Here is a 16,145-nt window from a genome sequence, read left to right on the forward strand (position 1 = left end):
TTCAGTGGGAAACAAAATCCTGCTAATTGGTCGAAGCATTGGTATGCGGCAAATCCGCAAGGAACAGGTTGATTATGTACGAAGCTCTTTTAGTTATTTTCCTTATTGTAGCCATCGCTCTCGTAGCGCTGATTATGCTGCAGCAAGGTAAAGGCGCTGATATGGGAGCCTCCTTCGGAGCAGGCGCTTCCGGTACGCTGTTCGGTTCAAGTGGTTCTGCGAACTTCATGACCCGCACAACGGCGATTCTGGCTACGCTGTTCTTCATCATCAGTCTGGTGCTGGGCAATATCAATAGCAACAAGACCAGTAAAGGAAGCGAGTGGGAAAACCTGAGCGCGCCAGCGAAAACTGAGCAGACTCAGCCAGCTGCACCGGCTAAGCCGACCAGCGATATCCCGCAGTAAGTATTCCGTACCGAGGTGGTGGAATTGGTAGACACGCTACCTTGAGGTGGTAGTGCCCTAACGGGCTTGTGGGTTCGAGTCCCATCCTCGGTACCAATATTCCAGAAGAAAGACGTCGCAAGACGTCTTTTTTTTCGTCTGTAGATCGTGTCTTGTACTCGTCCACCTGCTGGCGCCGCGCTTACCGGACCTGTGCAAGCCCCAATAAAAAAGGCGCCATCAGGCGCCTTCTGCATTTCTGGTGAGCGTTACTTCTTATCGCTGTGTTCCAGGTTCTCAACCTGCGGCAGACCGTTACCCGAGCTTGCAGAGAGCAGTCCGTTCTCAACGTAGTTGAACAGCTTCTCACGGGTATCGGTGATGTCCAGGTTACGCATGGTCAGCTGACCAATACGATCGTCCGGGGAGAATACAGAATCACCTTTCTCCATGGTAAGACGCTCTGCTTTATAGGTCAGGTTGTCAGACACGGTATTCAGGATGGAGTAATCGTTACCGCGACGCAGTTCCAGCGTCACTTCGCCGGTAATCGCGCTGGCCACCCAGCGCTGCAGGGCATCACGCAGCATCAGCGCCTGCGGATCGAACCAGCGGCCCTGATACAGCAGTTTGCCCAGCTGACGACCGTGAGAGTGATACTGTTCAATGGTGTCTTCGTTGTGAATGCCGGTCAGCAGACGCTCATAAGCGATGTGCAGCAGCGCCATCCCCGGAGCTTCGTAAATGCCACGGCTTTTCGCTTCGATGATACGGTTTTCAATTTGATCGCTCATACCCAGACCGTGACGACCGCCGATGCGGTTTGCTTCAAGCATCAGCTCAACATCGTCAGAGAAGGTTTTGCCGTTCAGGGCAACCGGATGACCGCGTTCGAAACGCACGGTCACTTCTTCTGCCGGGATCTTCACGCTCTCGTCCCAGAACTTCACGCCCATGATCGGGTTAACAATTTTTACGCTGGAGTTCAGGAATTCCAGATCTTTCGCTTCGTGCGTTGCGCCCAGCATGTTGGAGTCGGTTGAATAGGCTTTCTCAACGGACATCTTGTAGTCAAAACCGCAGGCAATCATAAACTCGGACATTTCATGACGGCCGCCCAGCTCGTCGATGAAGTCGGTATCCAGCCACGGCTTGTAAATCTGCAGCTCGGCGTTGGTCAGCAGGCCATAACGATAGAAGCGTTCAATATCGTTGCCTTTATAGGTACTACCGTCACCCCAGATGTTCACGCCATCTTCTTTCATGGCGGCAACCAGCATGGTACCGGTGACTGCCCGGCCCAGCGGGGTGGTGTTGAAATAGGTCAGGCCGCCGGTCGTGTTATGGAATGCACCGCACTGGATAGCGGCGATACCTTCTGCAACCAACTGCTTACGGCAGTCAATCAGACGTGCGTTCTCTGCGCCATATTCCATGGCACGACGAGGGATCGCGTCATAATCTTCCTCGTCCGGCTGACCCAGGTTCGCTGTATATGCATAAGGAACCGCTCCCTTCTGGCGCATCCACAGCAGTGCAGCGCTGGTATCCAGGCCGCCAGAAAAAGCGATGCCAATACGTTGTCCTACCGGGAGATGCTTGAGAATCGTCGTCATATAATAAAACCCTGCTTGATTGACTGATAAGAGACCGCTTTCGCTCTCGATGCATGTTTATGCAAAATAAGTGAGTATTCATTTAATCATCTTTTATCGATGACCGAAAGAGACGCGTGCGTTTTTTGTCAAAATTTCCCTTTGATTGCCCTGGCAGATGTTGGGTTGACAGGTGGGGTCAACTATCAATATACTGAACGCCGATTTTACGTCCCGTCTTCGGTACCAAATCCCAGCATTATTTGCAAATTCTGTCCAAAACGCGTAGAATTTGCCACGTTTCAGGCGCGGGGTGGAGCAGCCTGGTAGCTCGTCGGGCTCATAACCCGAAGGTCGTCGGTTCAAATCCGGCCCCCGCAACCACTTTCCCATAAAGTTCTTTTTCAAATATACTGTGAAGACTTAGAGCCTTCGTAGCTGGATTTGAAAAAATTCTTTCGGAAAGTGCTCCAGGCCACAGTTGTGGCTATAGGGTTCAGTTATCTAAAGCCCCGATTTATCGGGGTTTTTTGTTATCTGACTACAGAATAACTGGGCTTTACGCCCTTTTTTTATGTCTTGGGGGTGGGCTTGTCCACATTAGAGCAAAAATTAACAGAGATGATTACTGCACCGGTCGAAGCACTGGGCTACGAACTGGTCGGCATCGAATTCGTTCGCGGCCGCACATCGACGCTGCGCATCTATATTGATAGTGAAGATGGCATCAATGTTGATGATTGCGCTGATGTTAGCCACCAGGTGAGTGCGGTTCTTGACGTTGAAGACCCAATTACCGTTGCGTACAACCTGGAAGTTTCCTCACCTGGCCTCGATCGCCCGATGTTCACGGCCGAGCACTATGTGCGCTTTACCGGTGAAGAAGTGGCTCTCGTTCTGCGTATGGCCGTACAGAACCGCCGTAAATGGCAGGGAATTATCAAAGCCGTTGATGGTGAAATGATCACGGTTACAGTCGAAGGCAAAGATGAAGTGTTCGCGCTGAGTAATATCCAGAAGGCGAACCTGGTTCCCCACTTTTAACAGTCTGGATTGAGGTGAAAAGCCCGCGATGAACAAAGAAATTTTGGCTGTTGTTGAAGCCGTCTCCAACGAGAAATCACTGCCGCGTGAGAAGATTTTCGAAGCGCTGGAAAGTGCACTGGCTACAGCAACCAAGAAAAAATACGAACAAGAGATCGATGTTCGCGTAGAAATCGATCGTAAAAGCGGTGACTTCGATACATTCCGTCGTTGGGTAATCGTTGAAGAAGTGACCCAGCCGACCAAAGAGATCACCCTGGAAGCGGCACGTTTTGAAGACGAAAGTCTGAACGTGGGTGACTACGTTGAAGATCAGATTGAATCTGTCACCTTCGACCGTATCACCACCCAGACCGCGAAGCAGGTTATCGTGCAGAAAGTTCGCGAAGCCGAGCGCGCGCTGGTTGTCGATCAGTTCCGCGATCAGGAAGGCGAAATCATCACCGGCGTGGTGAAGAAAGTGAACCGCGACAACATCTCTCTGGAGATCAAATCCGAAGGGATGCCGGGGAACGCAGAAGCCGTGATCCTGCGCGAAGACATGCTGCCGCGTGAAAACTTCCGCCCAGGCGACCGTATCCGTGGTGTGCTGTATGCCGTACGCCCTGAAGCGCGTGGCGCACAGCTGTTCGTGACCCGTTCTAAACCAGAAATGCTGGTTGAACTGTTCCGTATTGAAGTGCCGGAAATCGGCGAAGAAGTTATCGAAATCAAAGCGGCGGCCCGCGATCCGGGTTCCCGTGCGAAAATTGCGGTGAAAACCAACGATAAGCGTATCGATCCGGTCGGTGCTTGCGTCGGTATGCGTGGTGCACGTGTTCAGGCGGTTTCTACCGAACTGGGCGGCGAGCGCATTGATATCGTTCTGTGGGACGACAACCCGGCACAGTTCGTGATCAACGCAATGGCACCGGCTGATGTGGCGTCTATCGTGGTTGACGAAGACAAACACACCATGGATATCGCTGTAGAAGCGGGCAACCTGGCGCAGGCGATTGGCCGTAACGGCCAGAACGTACGTCTGGCGTCACAGCTGAGCGGCTGGGAACTCAACGTGATGACCGTTGATGACCTGCAGGCCAAGCATCAGGCTGAAGCCCACGCGGCGATCGATACCTTCACCAAATACCTGGACATTGACGAAGACTTCGCCACTGTGCTGGTTGAAGAAGGTTTCTCTACGCTGGAAGAACTGGCCTACGTGCCAATGAAAGAGCTGCTGGAAATTGACGGTCTGGATGAACCAACCGTTGAAGCCCTGCGTGAACGCGCTAAAAACGCACTGACCACCCTGGCACTGGCTCAGGAAGAAAGCCTTGGCGATAAGAAGCCGGCTGATGACCTGCTGAATCTGGAAGGTCTTGATCGTGCGATTGCGTTCAAGCTGGCTGCCCGTGGTGTTTGTACGCTGGAAGATCTCGCTGAGCAAGGCGTTGATGACCTGGCCGATATCGAAGGTTTAACCGACGAGAAAGCCGGCGAACTCATCATGGCCGCACGTAATATTTGCTGGTTCGGCGACGAAGCGTAATAAACTGTAGCAGGAAGGAACAGCATGACTGATGTAACTGTAAAATCGCTGGCTGCTGAGATTCAGACCTCCGTGGACCGCCTGGTACAGCAATTTGCTGATGCAGGGATCCCGAAGGCCGCTGATGACTCGGTGACCGCGCAAGAAAAACAAACCTTGTTAGCGCACCTGAACCGTGAACACGGCTCTACGCCTGACAAGTTAACGCTGCAGCGCAAAACGCGTAGCACGTTGAACATCCCTGGTACCGGTGGCAAAAGCAAATCGGTACAAATTGAAGTCCGCAAGACGCGCACCTTTGTAAAACGTGATCCGCAAGAGGCAGAACGCCTTGCTGCGGAAGAGCAGGCACAGCGTGAAGCGGAAGAACAAGCTCAGCGTGAGGCAGAAGCCACTGCCAAACGTGAAGCAGAATTAAAAGCTGAACGTGAGGCCGCAGAAAAAGCGAAACGCGACGCCGGTGAAAAAGCGAAGCGTGACGCTGCGGAAAAAGACAAAGTGAGCAATCAACAGACCGACGAAATGACCAAAACTGCCCAGGCTGAAAAAGCCCGCCGTGAAAATGAAGCTGCCGAGCTGAAGCGTAAAGCGGAAGAAGAAGCCCGCCGCAAGCTTGAAGAAGAAGCTCGCCGCGTCGCCGAAGAAGCGCGTCGCATGGCAGAAGAAAACGAGAAAAACGGTGTGAATACCGCTGAACCAACTGAAGACAACAGCGATTATCACGTCACCACTTCTCAGCATGCGCGCCAGGCAGAAGACGATAACGACCGTGAAGTTGAAGGTGGTCGTGGACGTACTCGCAGTACAAAAGCGGCGCGTCCTGCGAAAAAAGGTAATAAGCACGCTGAATCTAAAGCTGACCGTGAAGAAGCACGCGCAGCGGTTCGCGGTGGTAAAGGCGGTAAGCGTAAAGGTTCCGCTCTGCAGCAGGGCTTCCAGAAGCCAGCTCAGGCCGTCAACCGTGACGTTGTGATCGGCGAAACCATCACCGTTGGCGAACTGGCTAACAAGATGGCGGTGAAAGGCTCTCAGGTCATCAAAGCGATGATGAAGCTGGGCGCAATGGCCACCATCAACCAGGTCATCGACCAGGAAACCGCGCAGCTGGTTGCCGAGGAGATGGGCCACAAAGTTATCCTGCGTCGTGAAAACGAGCTGGAAGAAGCAGTAATGAGCGACCGTGACACAGGCGCTGCGGCTGAACCGCGTGCACCGGTTGTAACCATCATGGGTCACGTTGACCACGGTAAAACCTCTCTGCTTGACTACATTCGTTCTACTAAGGTTGCCTCCGGCGAAGCGGGTGGTATTACCCAGCACATCGGTGCTTACCACGTAGAAACTGAAAACGGCATGATCACCTTCCTGGATACCCCGGGCCACGCAGCGTTTACCTCAATGCGTGCTCGTGGTGCTCAGGCAACGGATATCGTTGTACTGGTTGTTGCAGCTGACGATGGCGTGATGCCACAGACCATTGAAGCTATCCAGCACGCGAAAGCGGCGCAGGTGCCTCTGGTTGTTGCGGTCAACAAAATCGATAAGCCAGAAGCCGATATGGATCGCGTGAAGAATGAACTGTCCCAGTACGGCGTTATGCCGGAAGAGTGGGGCGGTGAAGCGCAGTTCATCCCTGTATCTGCAAAAGCGGGTACCGGTATCGACGACCTGCTGAACGCTATCCTGCTTCAGGCTGAAGTTCTGGAGCTGAAAGCGGTTCGTAAAGGTATGGCTAGCGGCGCGGTGATCGAATCCTTCCTGGATAAAGGTCGTGGTCCGGTTGCAACCGTTCTGGTTCGCGAAGGTACTCTGCACAAGGGCGACATCGTTCTGTGTGGTTTCGAATACGGTCGCGTTCGTGCGATGCGTAACGAACTGGGTCAGGAAGTGCTGGAAGCCGGTCCGTCCATTCCAGTGGAAATCCTTGGTCTGTCCGGCGTGCCGGCTGCGGGTGACGAAGTGACCGTCGTTCGTGACGAGAAGAAAGCGCGTGAAGTGGCTCTGTATCGTCAGGGTAAATTCCGTGAAGTTAAGCTGGCTCGTCAGCAGAAATCTAAACTCGAGAACATGTTCGCCAACATGACCGAAGGCGAAGTTCACGAAGTAAACATCGTTCTGAAGGCGGACGTTCAGGGTTCTGTGGAAGCGATCTCCGACTCCTTGCTGAAACTGTCTACCGACGAAGTGAAAGTGAAGATCATCGGTTCTGGCGTAGGTGGTATCACCGAAACCGACGCCACGCTGGCAGCAGCGTCCAACGCTATCCTGGTTGGCTTCAACGTTCGTGCTGACGCTTCTGCGCGTAAAGTTATCGATGCTGAAAGCCTGGATCTGCGTTACTACTCCGTCATCTATAACCTGATCGACGAAGTGAAAGCGGCGATGAGCGGCATGCTGTCTCCTGAGCTGAAACAGCAGATCATCGGTCTGGCTGAAGTACGTGACGTGTTCAAATCACCGAAATTCGGTGCGATCGCGGGCTGTATGGTTACCGAAGGGACCATCAAGCGTCACAACCCAATCCGCGTACTGCGTGACAACGTGGTTATCTATGAAGGCGAGCTGGAATCCCTGCGCCGCTTCAAAGATGACGTTAACGAAGTCCGTAACGGCATGGAATGTGGTATCGGCGTGAAGAACTACAACGACGTTCGCGTTGGCGATATGATCGAAGTGTTCGAGATCATCGAAATTCAGCGTACCATCGCTTAATCTTCTTCGACGGAAGATTGACTGACGTAAGCCGGGATCGCCTCGCGCCACCCGGCAATAATTTTAAAAGGGGCTTTAGCCCCTTTTTTGTCTGGAGAATTTATTATGGCGAAAGAATTTGGTCGCCCTCAGCGCGTCGCGCAGGAGATGCAGAAAGAGATCGCACTCATTCTGCAACGTGAAATCAAAGATCCACGCGTGGGTATGATGACCACCGTGTCTGGCGTGGAAATGTCCCGCGACCTGGCGTACGCCAAGGTGTTCGTGACGTTCCTGAACGACCAGGATGAAGACGCGGTTAAGAACGGTATTAAAGCGCTGCAGGAAGCCTCTGGTTTCATCCGCTCTCTGCTTGGCAAAGCGATGCGCCTGCGTATCGTGCCGGAGCTGACCTTCTTCTACGACAACTCGCTGGTCGAAGGTATGCGCATGTCCAACCTGGTGACCAGCGTGGTGAAACATGACGATGAGCGTCGTGTTAACCCGGCGGACGACAGCAAGGAGGACTGATGAGTCGTCCTCGTCGTCGCGGTCGTGACGTGCATGGCGTGCTGCTGCTGGATAAACCGCAGGGTGCATCCAGCAACGACGTGCTGCAAAAAGTAAAGCGTATTTATAACGCCAACCGCGCGGGCCACACCGGCGCGCTGGATCCGCTGGCTACCGGCATGCTCCCGATTTGCCTGGGTGAAGCGACAAAGTTTTCCCAGTATCTGCTGGATTCAGACAAGCGCTACCGCGTGATTGCCCGGCTTGGCCAGCGCACGGATACCTCCGATGCGGATGGTCAGGTGGTGGAAGAGCGTCCGATGACCTTCAGCGCAGAGCAGCTTGATGCGGCGCTGGAAAGCTTCCGTGGCGATACGCTACAGGTGCCGTCGATGTATTCGGCACTGAAGTACCAGGGCAAGAAGCTCTACGAATATGCGCGTCAGGGTATTGAGGTTCCGCGCGAAGCCCGTCCGATTACCGTGTATGAGCTACTGTTTATTCGCCATGAAGGTGATGAGCTGGAGCTGGAGGTCCACTGTTCGAAAGGGACCTACATTCGTACCATTATCGATGACCTCGGCGAAAAGCTGGGCTGCGGCGCGCACGTGATCTATCTGCGTCGTCTGGCGGTCAGCACGTACCCGGTCCAACGCATGGTGACGCTTGAGCATCTGCGCGCGCTGGTTGAACAGGCAGAAGCGCAGGGAATCGCGTCAGCAGAGTTGCTGGATCCGCTGCTGATGCCAATGGACAGCCCGGCGGCGGACTTCCCTGTTGTTAATCTTCCTTTAACATCGTCCGTTTACTTTAAGAACGGAAACCCGGTACGCACAGCGGGGGCACCGCTTGAGGGCCTGGTGCGCGTGACGGAAGGTGAGGAAGGCAAGTTTATCGGTATGGGCGAAATGGACGGTGAAGGGCGCGTGGCGCCGCGTCGTCTGGTCGTCGAATATCCGGTCGACGCTTGACGGTGATTACGCCTCACCTTGCGATAAGCAGGGGAGACGAGTAGAATATCGCCGCTTAACGCCTGGTAAATTGTTTAACAATCTGCGGGGCGTACATGGGATAGCTGAATTAGAGATCGGCATCCTTACATTCTTTATACTTTGGAGTTTGAAAATGTCTCTAAGCGTTGAAGCTAAAGCTAAAATCGTTTCTGAGTTTGGTCGTGGTACTAACGACAGCGGTTCTACCGAAGTTCAGGTTGCACTGCTGACTGCACAGATTAACCACCTGCAGGGTCACTTTGCAGAGCACAAAAAAGATCACCACAGCCGTCGTGGTCTGCTGCGTATGGTTTCTCAGCGTCGTAAACTGCTCGACTACCTGAAGCGTAAAGATGTTGCACGCTACACCGCGCTGATCGAGCGTCTGGGTCTGCGTCGCTAAGTCTTGCGAGTTTCAGAAAAGGGGGCCTGATGGCCCCTTTTTTCAACCAGACGGCAGCAATTCAATGGAAACTATTGTATTGTTGCTATAAATGATCTTCATTGCAGAGGTTCGCGCGGCTAATGAGAGGCTTCACCCATGGGGGTGTCGGTTGTCATTAGTCGCGAGGATGCGAAGAAGGTCGGGTTAAATCGTCAGCACACCTGTGGTGTGCTGACAATCATTTGAGAAAGGACAGAATTTTGCTGAATCCGATCGTTCGTAAATTCCAGTATGGTCAGCATACCGTCACGCTGGAAACCGGCATGATGGCACGTCAGGCTACTGCTGCCGTTATGGTAAGCATGGATGACACTGCTGTATTCGTTACCGTAGTTGGCCAGAAAAAAGCTAAACCAGGTCAGGACTTCTTCCCGCTGACCGTTAACTACCAGGAGCGTACCTACGCTGCCGGTAAAATCCCGGGTGGCTTCTTCCGTCGTGAAGGCCGTCCAAGCGAAGGCGAAACCCTGATCGCGCGTCTGATTGACCGCCCGGTTCGTCCGCTGTTCCCGGAAGGCTTCGTAAACGAAGTGCAGGTTATCGCGACCGTTGTTTCCGTTAACCCACAGGTTAACCCGGACATCGTAGCAATGATCGGTGCATCCGCAGCCCTGTCACTGTCTGGGATTCCATTCAATGGCCCAATCGGTGCTGCCCGCGTCGGTTACATCAACGACCAGTACGTGCTGAACCCAACTCAGGAAGAGCTGAAAGAGAGTAAGCTGGACCTGGTTGTTGCCGGTACTGAAGCCGCGGTTCTGATGGTTGAATCTGAAGCGGAACTGCTGAGCGAAGACCAGATGCTGGGCGCTGTGGTATTTGGCCACGACCAGCAGCAGGTTGTTATCCAGAACATCAACGACCTGGTGAAAGAAGCCGGTAAATCACGCTGGGACTGGCAGCCAGAAGCGGTAAACGACGCGCTGAACGCACGCGTTGCTGCACTGGCAGAATCTCGTCTGAGCGATGCTTACCGCATCACTGACAAACAGGAGCGTTACGCTCAGGTTGACGCGATTAAATCTGAAACCATCGCGACGCTGGTTGCTGAAGATGAAGCGCTGGACGCTAACGAGCTGAGCGAAATCCTGCACGCTATCGAGAAAAACGTTGTTCGTAGCCGCGTGCTGGCAGGCGAGCCGCGTATCGATGGCCGTGAAAAAGACATGATTCGTGGCCTGGACGTGCGTACTGGCGTTCTGCCACGTACCCACGGCTCTGCGCTGTTCACCCGTGGTGAAACGCAGGCGCTGGTTACCGCGACCCTGGGTACTGCACGTGACGCACAGATCATCGACGAACTGATGGGCGAGCGCACTGACAGCTTCCTGTTCCACTACAACTTCCCTCCGTACTCTGTGGGCGAAACCGGTATGGTTGGCTCACCGAAGCGTCGTGAAATTGGTCACGGTCGTCTGGCGAAGCGCGGCGTGCTGGCAGTTATGCCAGAAGCAGACAAATTCCCGTACACCGTACGTGTTGTGTCTGAAATCACCGAATCCAACGGTTCTTCTTCCATGGCTTCCGTGTGTGGTGCCTCTCTGGCGCTGATGGATGCAGGCGTGCCAATCAAAGCCGCCGTTGCGGGTATCGCAATGGGGCTGGTGAAAGAAGGCGACAACTACGTTGTGCTGTCTGACATTCTGGGCGATGAAGACCACCTGGGTGATATGGACTTCAAAGTGGCGGGTTCCCGCGACGGTATCTCTGCCCTGCAGATGGATATCAAAATTGAAGGTATCACCAAAGAGATCATGCAGGTTGCTCTGAACCAGGCTAAAGGTGCGCGTCTGCACATCCTGGGCGTGATGGAACAGGCGATTAACGCGCCGCGTGGCGACATTTCTCAGTTCGCACCACGTATCCACACCATCAAGATCAATCCAGACAAGATCAAGGATGTTATCGGTAAGGGCGGTTCCGTAATCCGTGCGCTGACCGAAGAAACTGGCACCACCATTGAAATCGAAGATGACGGTACTGTGAAGATCGCAGCAACCGACGGCGAGAAGGCGAAATTCGCTATCCGTCGCATCGAAGAGATCACCGCAGAAATCGAAGTGGGCCGTATCTATGCGGGTAAAGTAACCCGTATCGTTGACTTTGGCGCGTTCGTTGCCATCGGTGGCGGTAAAGAAGGTCTGGTACACATCTCTCAGATCGCTGACAAGCGCGTTGAGAAAGTGACCGATTACCTGCAGATGGGTCAGGAAGTACCGGTGAAAGTTCTGGAAGTCGATCGCCAGGGCCGTATCCGTCTGAGCATCAAAGAAGCAACCGAGCAGTCTCAGCCTGCTGCGGCACCGGAAGCTCCGGCTGCTGAACAGCAAGGCGAGTAAGGTTGCCGTTTGCCCTCCGCGATAGCGGAGGGCTTATTATCAGGCAGGACGCCTTGTTAAGCCGCCGGGGGACAGGACGTTCATCCAATAGTTGTCTTCGGGAGTGGGAAATGAAGCCTTTTTTGCGCTGGTGTTTCGTTGCGACAGCTTTAACGCTGGCAGGATGCAGCAACTCTGCCTGGCGTAAGAGCGAAGTCCTCGCAGTGCCACTGCAACCGACTTTGCAGCAGGAAGTGATTCTGGCACGCATGGAACAAATTCTTGCCAGTCGGGCTTTAACCGATGACGAACGCGCACAGCTTTTATATGAGCGCGGAGTGTTGTATGATAGTCTCGGTCTGAGGGCATTAGCGCGAAATGATTTTTCACAAGCGCTGGCAATCCGACCTGATATGCCTGAAGTATTCAATTACTTAGGCATTTACTTAACGCAGGCAGGCAATTTTGATGCTGCCTATGAAGCGTTTGATTCTGTACTTGAGCTTGATCCAACTTACAACTACGCGCACTTGAATCGCGGAATCGCATTGTATTACGGCGGTCGTGATAAGTTAGCGCAAGATGATCTGCTGGCGTTTTATCAAGACGATCCTAATGATCCTTTCCGCAGCCTGTGGCTTTACATCGTTGAGCAGAAGCTCGATGAGAAGCAGGCCAAAGAAGCACTACAACAGCGCTTCGAAAAATCGGATAAGGAACAGTGGGGATGGAACATTGTCGAGTTCTACCTGGGCAACATTAGCGAAGCAACGCTGATGGAACGCCTCAAGGCGGACGCAACGGATAACACCTCGCTCGCTGAGCATCTCAGTGAAACCAACTTCTATTTAGGTAAGTACTACCTAAGTCTGGGGGATATGGACAGCGCTACGGCACTGTTCAAATTAGCGGTTGCTAACAACGTACATAACTTCGTTGAGCACCGTTATGCATTGTTGGAATTATCGCTCTTGGGCCAGGAGCAAGACGACCTGGCAGAATCGGACCAGCAATAGCTGACGACATAAACATCAGCCCGTAATCTTTTGATTGCCATCACCTTCACTGGTGAGGGCGTTGTTGTTCGTCAATACACCTAATTTGAGCCGGTTCACACTTTTCAATGAAAATTGCTAATCATTTTCACGATGAGCTAAGTAGACTGGCCGCCATTAATATCGAGGCACTTGTACTACATGGCTGAATTCGAAACCACTTTTGCAGATCTGGGCCTGAAGGCTCCTATCCTTGAAGCCCTTAACGATCTGGGTTACGAAAAACCATCTCCGATCCAGGCTGAGTGTATCCCACACCTGCTTTCTGGTCGTGACGTGCTGGGCATGGCCCAGACCGGTAGCGGTAAAACTGCAGCATTCTCGCTGCCGCTGCTGAACAACATCGATCCGGACCTGCGTGCACCGCAGATCCTCGTCCTGGCTCCAACCCGTGAACTGGCTGTTCAGGTTGCTGAAGCAATGACGGAATTCTCTAAACATATGCGCGGCGTAAACGTGGTAGCCCTGTACGGCGGCCAGCGTTATGACGTGCAGTTACGCGCCCTGCGCCAGGGCCCACAGATTGTTGTCGGTACGCCGGGCCGTCTGCTGGATCACCTGAAGCGCGGTACCCTGGACCTCTCTAAGCTGAGCGGCCTGGTACTGGATGAAGCAGATGAAATGCTGCGTATGGGCTTCATCGAAGACGTTGAAACCATCATGGCGCAGATCCCGGAAGGGCATCAGACCGCTCTGTTCTCTGCAACCATGCCAGAAGCGATCCGTCGCATTACCCGCCGCTTCATGAAAGAGCCGCAGGAAGTGCGTATTCAGTCCAGCGTGACCACTCGCCCGGACATCAGCCAGAGCTACTGGTCTGTATACGGCATGCGTAAAAACGAAGCGCTGGTGCGTTTCCTGGAAGCGGAAGATTTTGATGCGGCGATTATCTTCGTACGTACCAAAAACGCGACCCTGGAAGTGGCTGAAGCGCTGGAGCGTAGCGGCTACAACAGCGCAGCGCTGAACGGCGACATGAACCAGGCGCTGCGCGAGCAGACGCTTGAGCGTCTGAAAGACGGTCGTCTGGATATCCTGATTGCAACCGACGTGGCAGCACGTGGTCTGGACGTTGAGCGTATCAGCCTGGTAGTAAACTACGACATCCCGATGGACTCCGAGTCTTACGTTCACCGTATCGGCCGTACCGGTCGTGCAGGTCGTGCGGGCCGCGCGCTGCTGTTCGTTGAGAACCGCGAGCGTCGTCTGCTGCGTAACATCGAACGCACCATGAAGCTGACTATTCCAGAAGCTGAGCTGCCAAACGCAGAACTGCTGGGCAAACGCCGTCTGGAAAAATTCGCCGCGAAAGTACAGCAGCAGCTGGAAAGCAGCGATCTGGATCAGTACCGTGCGCTGCTGTCACAAATTCAGCCAACCGCTGAAGGCGAAGAGCTGGATATGGAAACCCTGGCCGCAGCACTGCTGAAAATGGCGCAGGGCGAACGTAGCCTGATCGTGCCACCAGATGCACCGATGCGTCCTAAGCGTGAGTTCCGTGACCGTGACGATCGTTTCGAACGTCGTGGCGACCGTAACGATCGTGGTCCACGCGGTGACCGTCCAGAGCGTGGTGGTGAAGACCGTCCACGTCGCGAGCGTCGTGACGCTGGCGAAATGGAGCTGTATCGCATTGAAGTGGGCCGTGATGATGGTGTTGAAGTTCGTCACATCGTTGGCGCGATCGCTAACGAAGGCGACATCAGCAGCCGTTACATCGGTAACATCAAGCTGTTTGGCTCGCACTCTACCATCGAGCTGCCGAAAGGTATGCCGGGCGAAGTACTGCAACACTTCACCCGCACCCGCATCCTGAACAAGCCGATGAACATGCAGCTGCTGGGCGATGCACAGCCACGTCCTGACCGCGGCGGCGAACGTCGTGGCGGCGGTCGCGGTTTCGGTGGCGAACGTCGTGAAGGCGGTCGCAGCGAAGGTCGCACTGGCGAACCTCGTCGTTTCTCCGGCGAGCGTCGTGAAAACCGTGGCCCACGCCGTGAAGAAGGCGCCAGCCGTCGTCGTTTCGGTGACGCGTAAGCCTTTCGCTTCTGACGTAAAGTAAAATATACAGCCCCGATAGTCGCTATCGGGGCTTTTTTTATTCCTTTTGTACTCTTGTACTGGTACAGTGCATCGCATTAAAATGCAAACCACATTTTTGACTGGAGATAAGGCTGTATGGCGACACTAACCACCACCCAAACGTCACCTTCGCTGCTTGGCGGCGTGGTGATCATCGGCGGAACCATTATTGGTGCCGGGATGTTCTCCCTGCCTGTGGTTATGTCCGGTGCGTGGTTCTTCTGGTCGCTGGCGGCGCTGGTCTTCACCTGGTTCTGTATGCTGCATTCCGGGCTGATGATCCTTGAAGCCAACCTCAACTACCGCATTGGCTCCAGCTTCGACACCATCACCAGGGATCTGCTGGGCAAAGGCTGGAACCTGGTGAACGGTCTCTCCATTGCGTTTGTGCTGTACATCCTGACCTATGCGTACATTTCGGCGAGCGGCTCGATTCTGCATCATACCTTCGCGGAGATGTCGCTGAACGTGCCCGCGCGTCTGGCAGGATTGTGCTTTGCGCTGGGCGTGGCGTTTATCGTCTGGATGAGTACCAAAGCGGTGAGCCGCATGACGGCAATCGTGCTGGGCGCAAAGGTCATTACCTTCTTCCTGACCTTCGGCAGCCTGCTCGGGCACGTCACGCCCGCCACCCTGTTTAACGTCGCGGAAGTGAACACCTCCTACACGCCGTACCTGATGATGACCCTGCCGTTCTGCCTGGCGTCGTTCGGCTACCACGGTAACGTGCCGAGCCTGATGAAGTACTACGGCAAAGATCCGCGCACCATTGTGAAATGCCTGGTTTACGGCACGCTGCTGGCGCTGGGGCTGTACGTGATTTGGCTGCTCGGGACGATGGGCAATATCCCGCGTCCGGAATTTATCGGCATTGCGCAGAAGGGTGGTAATATCGACGTGCTGGTTCAGGCGCTGAGCGGCGTGCTGAACAGCCGCAGCCTGGATCTGCTGCTGGTCATCTTCTCCAACTTTGCCGTGGCGAGCTCTTTCCTCGGCGTGACGCTGGGCCTGTTTGACTATCTGGCGGACCTGTTTGGCTTCGATGACTCAGCGGCGGGCCGCTTCAAAACCGCGCTACTGACCTTCCTGCCGCCGGTTGTGGGCGGCCTGCTGTGGCCGAACGGCTTCCTGTATGCCATCGGCTATGCGGGACTGGCGGCAACCATCTGGGCGGCGATTGTGCCGGCGCTGCTGGCACGTAAATCACGTAAACGCTTCGGCAGCCCGACGTTCCGCGTCTGGGGCGGCAAGCCGATGATTGCGCTGATTCTGGTGTTTGGCGTTGGCAATGCCCTGGTACACGTGCTGTCGAGTTTTAACCTGTTGCCTGTTTACCATTAAACCGTGCTGCCTGATCCCCTCACCCCGCCCCTCTCCCGAAGGGCTGAGGGTTCCCCACAAAACAATGCCTGCACGGAGGCCCCCCTCTCCCTTGAGGGAGAGGGCTGGGGTGAGGGGGAACATATGGCTGTAGAGGTAATTCCGTTCACTTTATG

13 protein-coding genes and 2 tRNA genes are annotated in these 16,145 nt (G+C 54.3%); 14 read left to right on the forward strand and 1 reads right to left on the reverse strand.

Translation table 11 applies throughout. The annotated features are described in order from the left end of the window. The first annotated feature begins 74 nt into the window (after window positions 1–74). Window positions 75–407, forward strand: coding sequence for a preprotein translocase subunit SecG (gene secG, locus IM304_RS18885; RefSeq protein ID WP_003861803.1), 333 nt, complete (start codon window positions 75–77; stop codon window positions 405–407). 9 nt (window positions 408–416) lie between these two features. Further along, window positions 417–503, forward strand: a tRNA-Leu gene (locus IM304_RS18890). Window positions 504–655: 152 nt separating this feature from the next. Here IM304_RS18890 and argG read toward each other — a convergent pair. Continuing rightward, entirely contained in the window at window positions 656–2,002 is a 1,347-nt protein-coding gene (gene argG, locus IM304_RS18895; protein WP_193355882.1) for an argininosuccinate synthase, read from the reverse strand. 286 nt (window positions 2,003–2,288) lie between these two features. Between argG and IM304_RS18900 the strand changes: the two genes are divergently transcribed. From IM304_RS18900 to mtr, 12 genes are all read left to right on the forward strand, one after another. Beyond that, window positions 2,289–2,365, forward strand: a tRNA-Met gene (locus IM304_RS18900). A gap of 207 nt (window positions 2,366–2,572) precedes the next feature. Then, the gene (gene rimP, locus IM304_RS18905; protein WP_014833432.1) at window positions 2,573–3,025 is read left to right on the forward strand and encodes a ribosome maturation factor RimP; all 453 of its coding nucleotides are present in this window, start codon (window positions 2,573–2,575) and stop codon (window positions 3,023–3,025) included. 28 nt (window positions 3,026–3,053) lie between these two features. Next, window positions 3,054–4,556 carry a transcription termination factor NusA gene (gene nusA / locus IM304_RS18910; protein ID WP_014885374.1) on the forward strand — a complete coding sequence of 501 codons (1,503 nt, stop codon included), beginning with the start codon at window positions 3,054–3,056 and terminating at the stop codon, window positions 4,554–4,556. Window positions 4,557–4,580: 24 nt separating this feature from the next. Beyond that, window positions 4,581–7,268 carry a translation initiation factor IF-2 gene (gene infB, locus IM304_RS18915; RefSeq protein WP_022649517.1) on the forward strand — a complete coding sequence of 896 codons (2,688 nt, stop codon included), beginning with the start codon at window positions 4,581–4,583 and terminating at the stop codon, window positions 7,266–7,268. A 105-nt stretch (window positions 7,269–7,373) separates the two neighbouring features. Beyond that, window positions 7,374–7,778, forward strand: coding sequence for a 30S ribosome-binding factor RbfA (gene rbfA, locus IM304_RS18920; RefSeq protein ID WP_003861793.1), 405 nt, complete (start codon window positions 7,374–7,376; stop codon window positions 7,776–7,778). Next, window positions 7,778–8,728 carry a tRNA pseudouridine(55) synthase TruB gene (gene truB, locus IM304_RS18925; protein WP_193355883.1) on the forward strand — a complete coding sequence of 317 codons (951 nt, stop codon included), beginning with the start codon at window positions 7,778–7,780 and terminating at the stop codon, window positions 8,726–8,728. Before rbfA ends, truB begins: the two co-directional genes overlap by 1 nt. A gap of 154 nt (window positions 8,729–8,882) precedes the next feature. Then, the gene (gene rpsO / locus IM304_RS18930) at window positions 8,883–9,152 is read left to right on the forward strand and encodes a 30S ribosomal protein S15 (RefSeq protein ID WP_003861789.1); all 270 of its coding nucleotides are present in this window, start codon (window positions 8,883–8,885) and stop codon (window positions 9,150–9,152) included. A gap of 242 nt (window positions 9,153–9,394) precedes the next feature. Then, a complete protein-coding gene (gene pnp / locus IM304_RS18935; protein ID WP_193355884.1) occupies window positions 9,395–11,533 on the forward strand; it encodes a polyribonucleotide nucleotidyltransferase in 2,139 nt (712 codons plus the stop codon). A gap of 110 nt (window positions 11,534–11,643) precedes the next feature. Beyond that, complete coding sequence (gene nlpI / locus IM304_RS18940; protein ID WP_063451051.1) at window positions 11,644–12,528, forward strand: lipoprotein NlpI; 885 nt, start codon at window positions 11,644–11,646, stop codon at window positions 12,526–12,528. Window positions 12,529–12,635: 107 nt separating this feature from the next. Continuing rightward, window positions 12,636–12,716 (forward strand): protein YrbN, encoded by an 81-nt coding sequence (gene yrbN / locus IM304_RS18945; RefSeq protein WP_097397692.1) that lies wholly within the window; start codon window positions 12,636–12,638, stop codon window positions 12,714–12,716. Beyond that, on the forward strand, window positions 12,709–14,604 hold the full coding sequence (locus IM304_RS18950) for a DEAD/DEAH family ATP-dependent RNA helicase (protein WP_176609390.1): 1,896 nt from the start codon (window positions 12,709–12,711) through the stop codon (window positions 14,602–14,604). Before yrbN ends, IM304_RS18950 begins: the two co-directional genes overlap by 8 nt. Before the next feature lie 141 nt (window positions 14,605–14,745). Next, a complete protein-coding gene (gene mtr, locus IM304_RS18955; RefSeq protein WP_193355885.1) occupies window positions 14,746–15,990 on the forward strand; it encodes a tryptophan permease in 1,245 nt (414 codons plus the stop codon). Window positions 15,991–16,145: the final 155 nt, after the last annotated feature.

It is taken from the genome of Enterobacter cloacae complex sp. P40C2 (assembly GCF_014930695.1).
Classification (GTDB): Bacteria; Pseudomonadota; Gammaproteobacteria; order Enterobacterales; family Enterobacteriaceae; genus Enterobacter; species Enterobacter pasteurii.

Excerpts from the sequence above, each read along its gene's own strand:
- rbfA (WP_003861793.1), top strand. The coding sequence starts at position 7,374 with ATGGCGAAAGAATTTGGTCGCCCTCAGCGCGTCGCGCAGGAGATGCAG.
- argG (WP_193355882.1), bottom strand. The coding sequence starts at position 2,002 with ATGACGACGATTCTCAAGCATCTCCCGGTAGGACAACGTATTGGCATC.
- infB (WP_022649517.1), top strand. The coding sequence starts at position 4,581 with ATGACTGATGTAACTGTAAAATCGCTGGCTGCTGAGATTCAGACCTCC.
- truB (WP_193355883.1), top strand. The coding sequence starts at position 7,778 with ATGAGTCGTCCTCGTCGTCGCGGTCGTGACGTGCATGGCGTGCTGCTG.
- yrbN (WP_097397692.1), top strand. The coding sequence starts at position 12,636 with ATGAAAATTGCTAATCATTTTCACGATGAGCTAAGTAGACTGGCCGCC.
- IM304_RS18950 (WP_176609390.1), top strand. The coding sequence starts at position 12,709 with ATGGCTGAATTCGAAACCACTTTTGCAGATCTGGGCCTGAAGGCTCCT.
- nlpI (WP_063451051.1), top strand. The coding sequence starts at position 11,644 with ATGAAGCCTTTTTTGCGCTGGTGTTTCGTTGCGACAGCTTTAACGCTG.
- rpsO (WP_003861789.1), top strand. The coding sequence starts at position 8,883 with ATGTCTCTAAGCGTTGAAGCTAAAGCTAAAATCGTTTCTGAGTTTGGT.
- secG (WP_003861803.1), top strand. The coding sequence starts at position 75 with ATGTACGAAGCTCTTTTAGTTATTTTCCTTATTGTAGCCATCGCTCTC.
- mtr (WP_193355885.1), top strand. The coding sequence starts at position 14,746 with ATGGCGACACTAACCACCACCCAAACGTCACCTTCGCTGCTTGGCGGC.
- nusA (WP_014885374.1), top strand. The coding sequence starts at position 3,054 with ATGAACAAAGAAATTTTGGCTGTTGTTGAAGCCGTCTCCAACGAGAAA.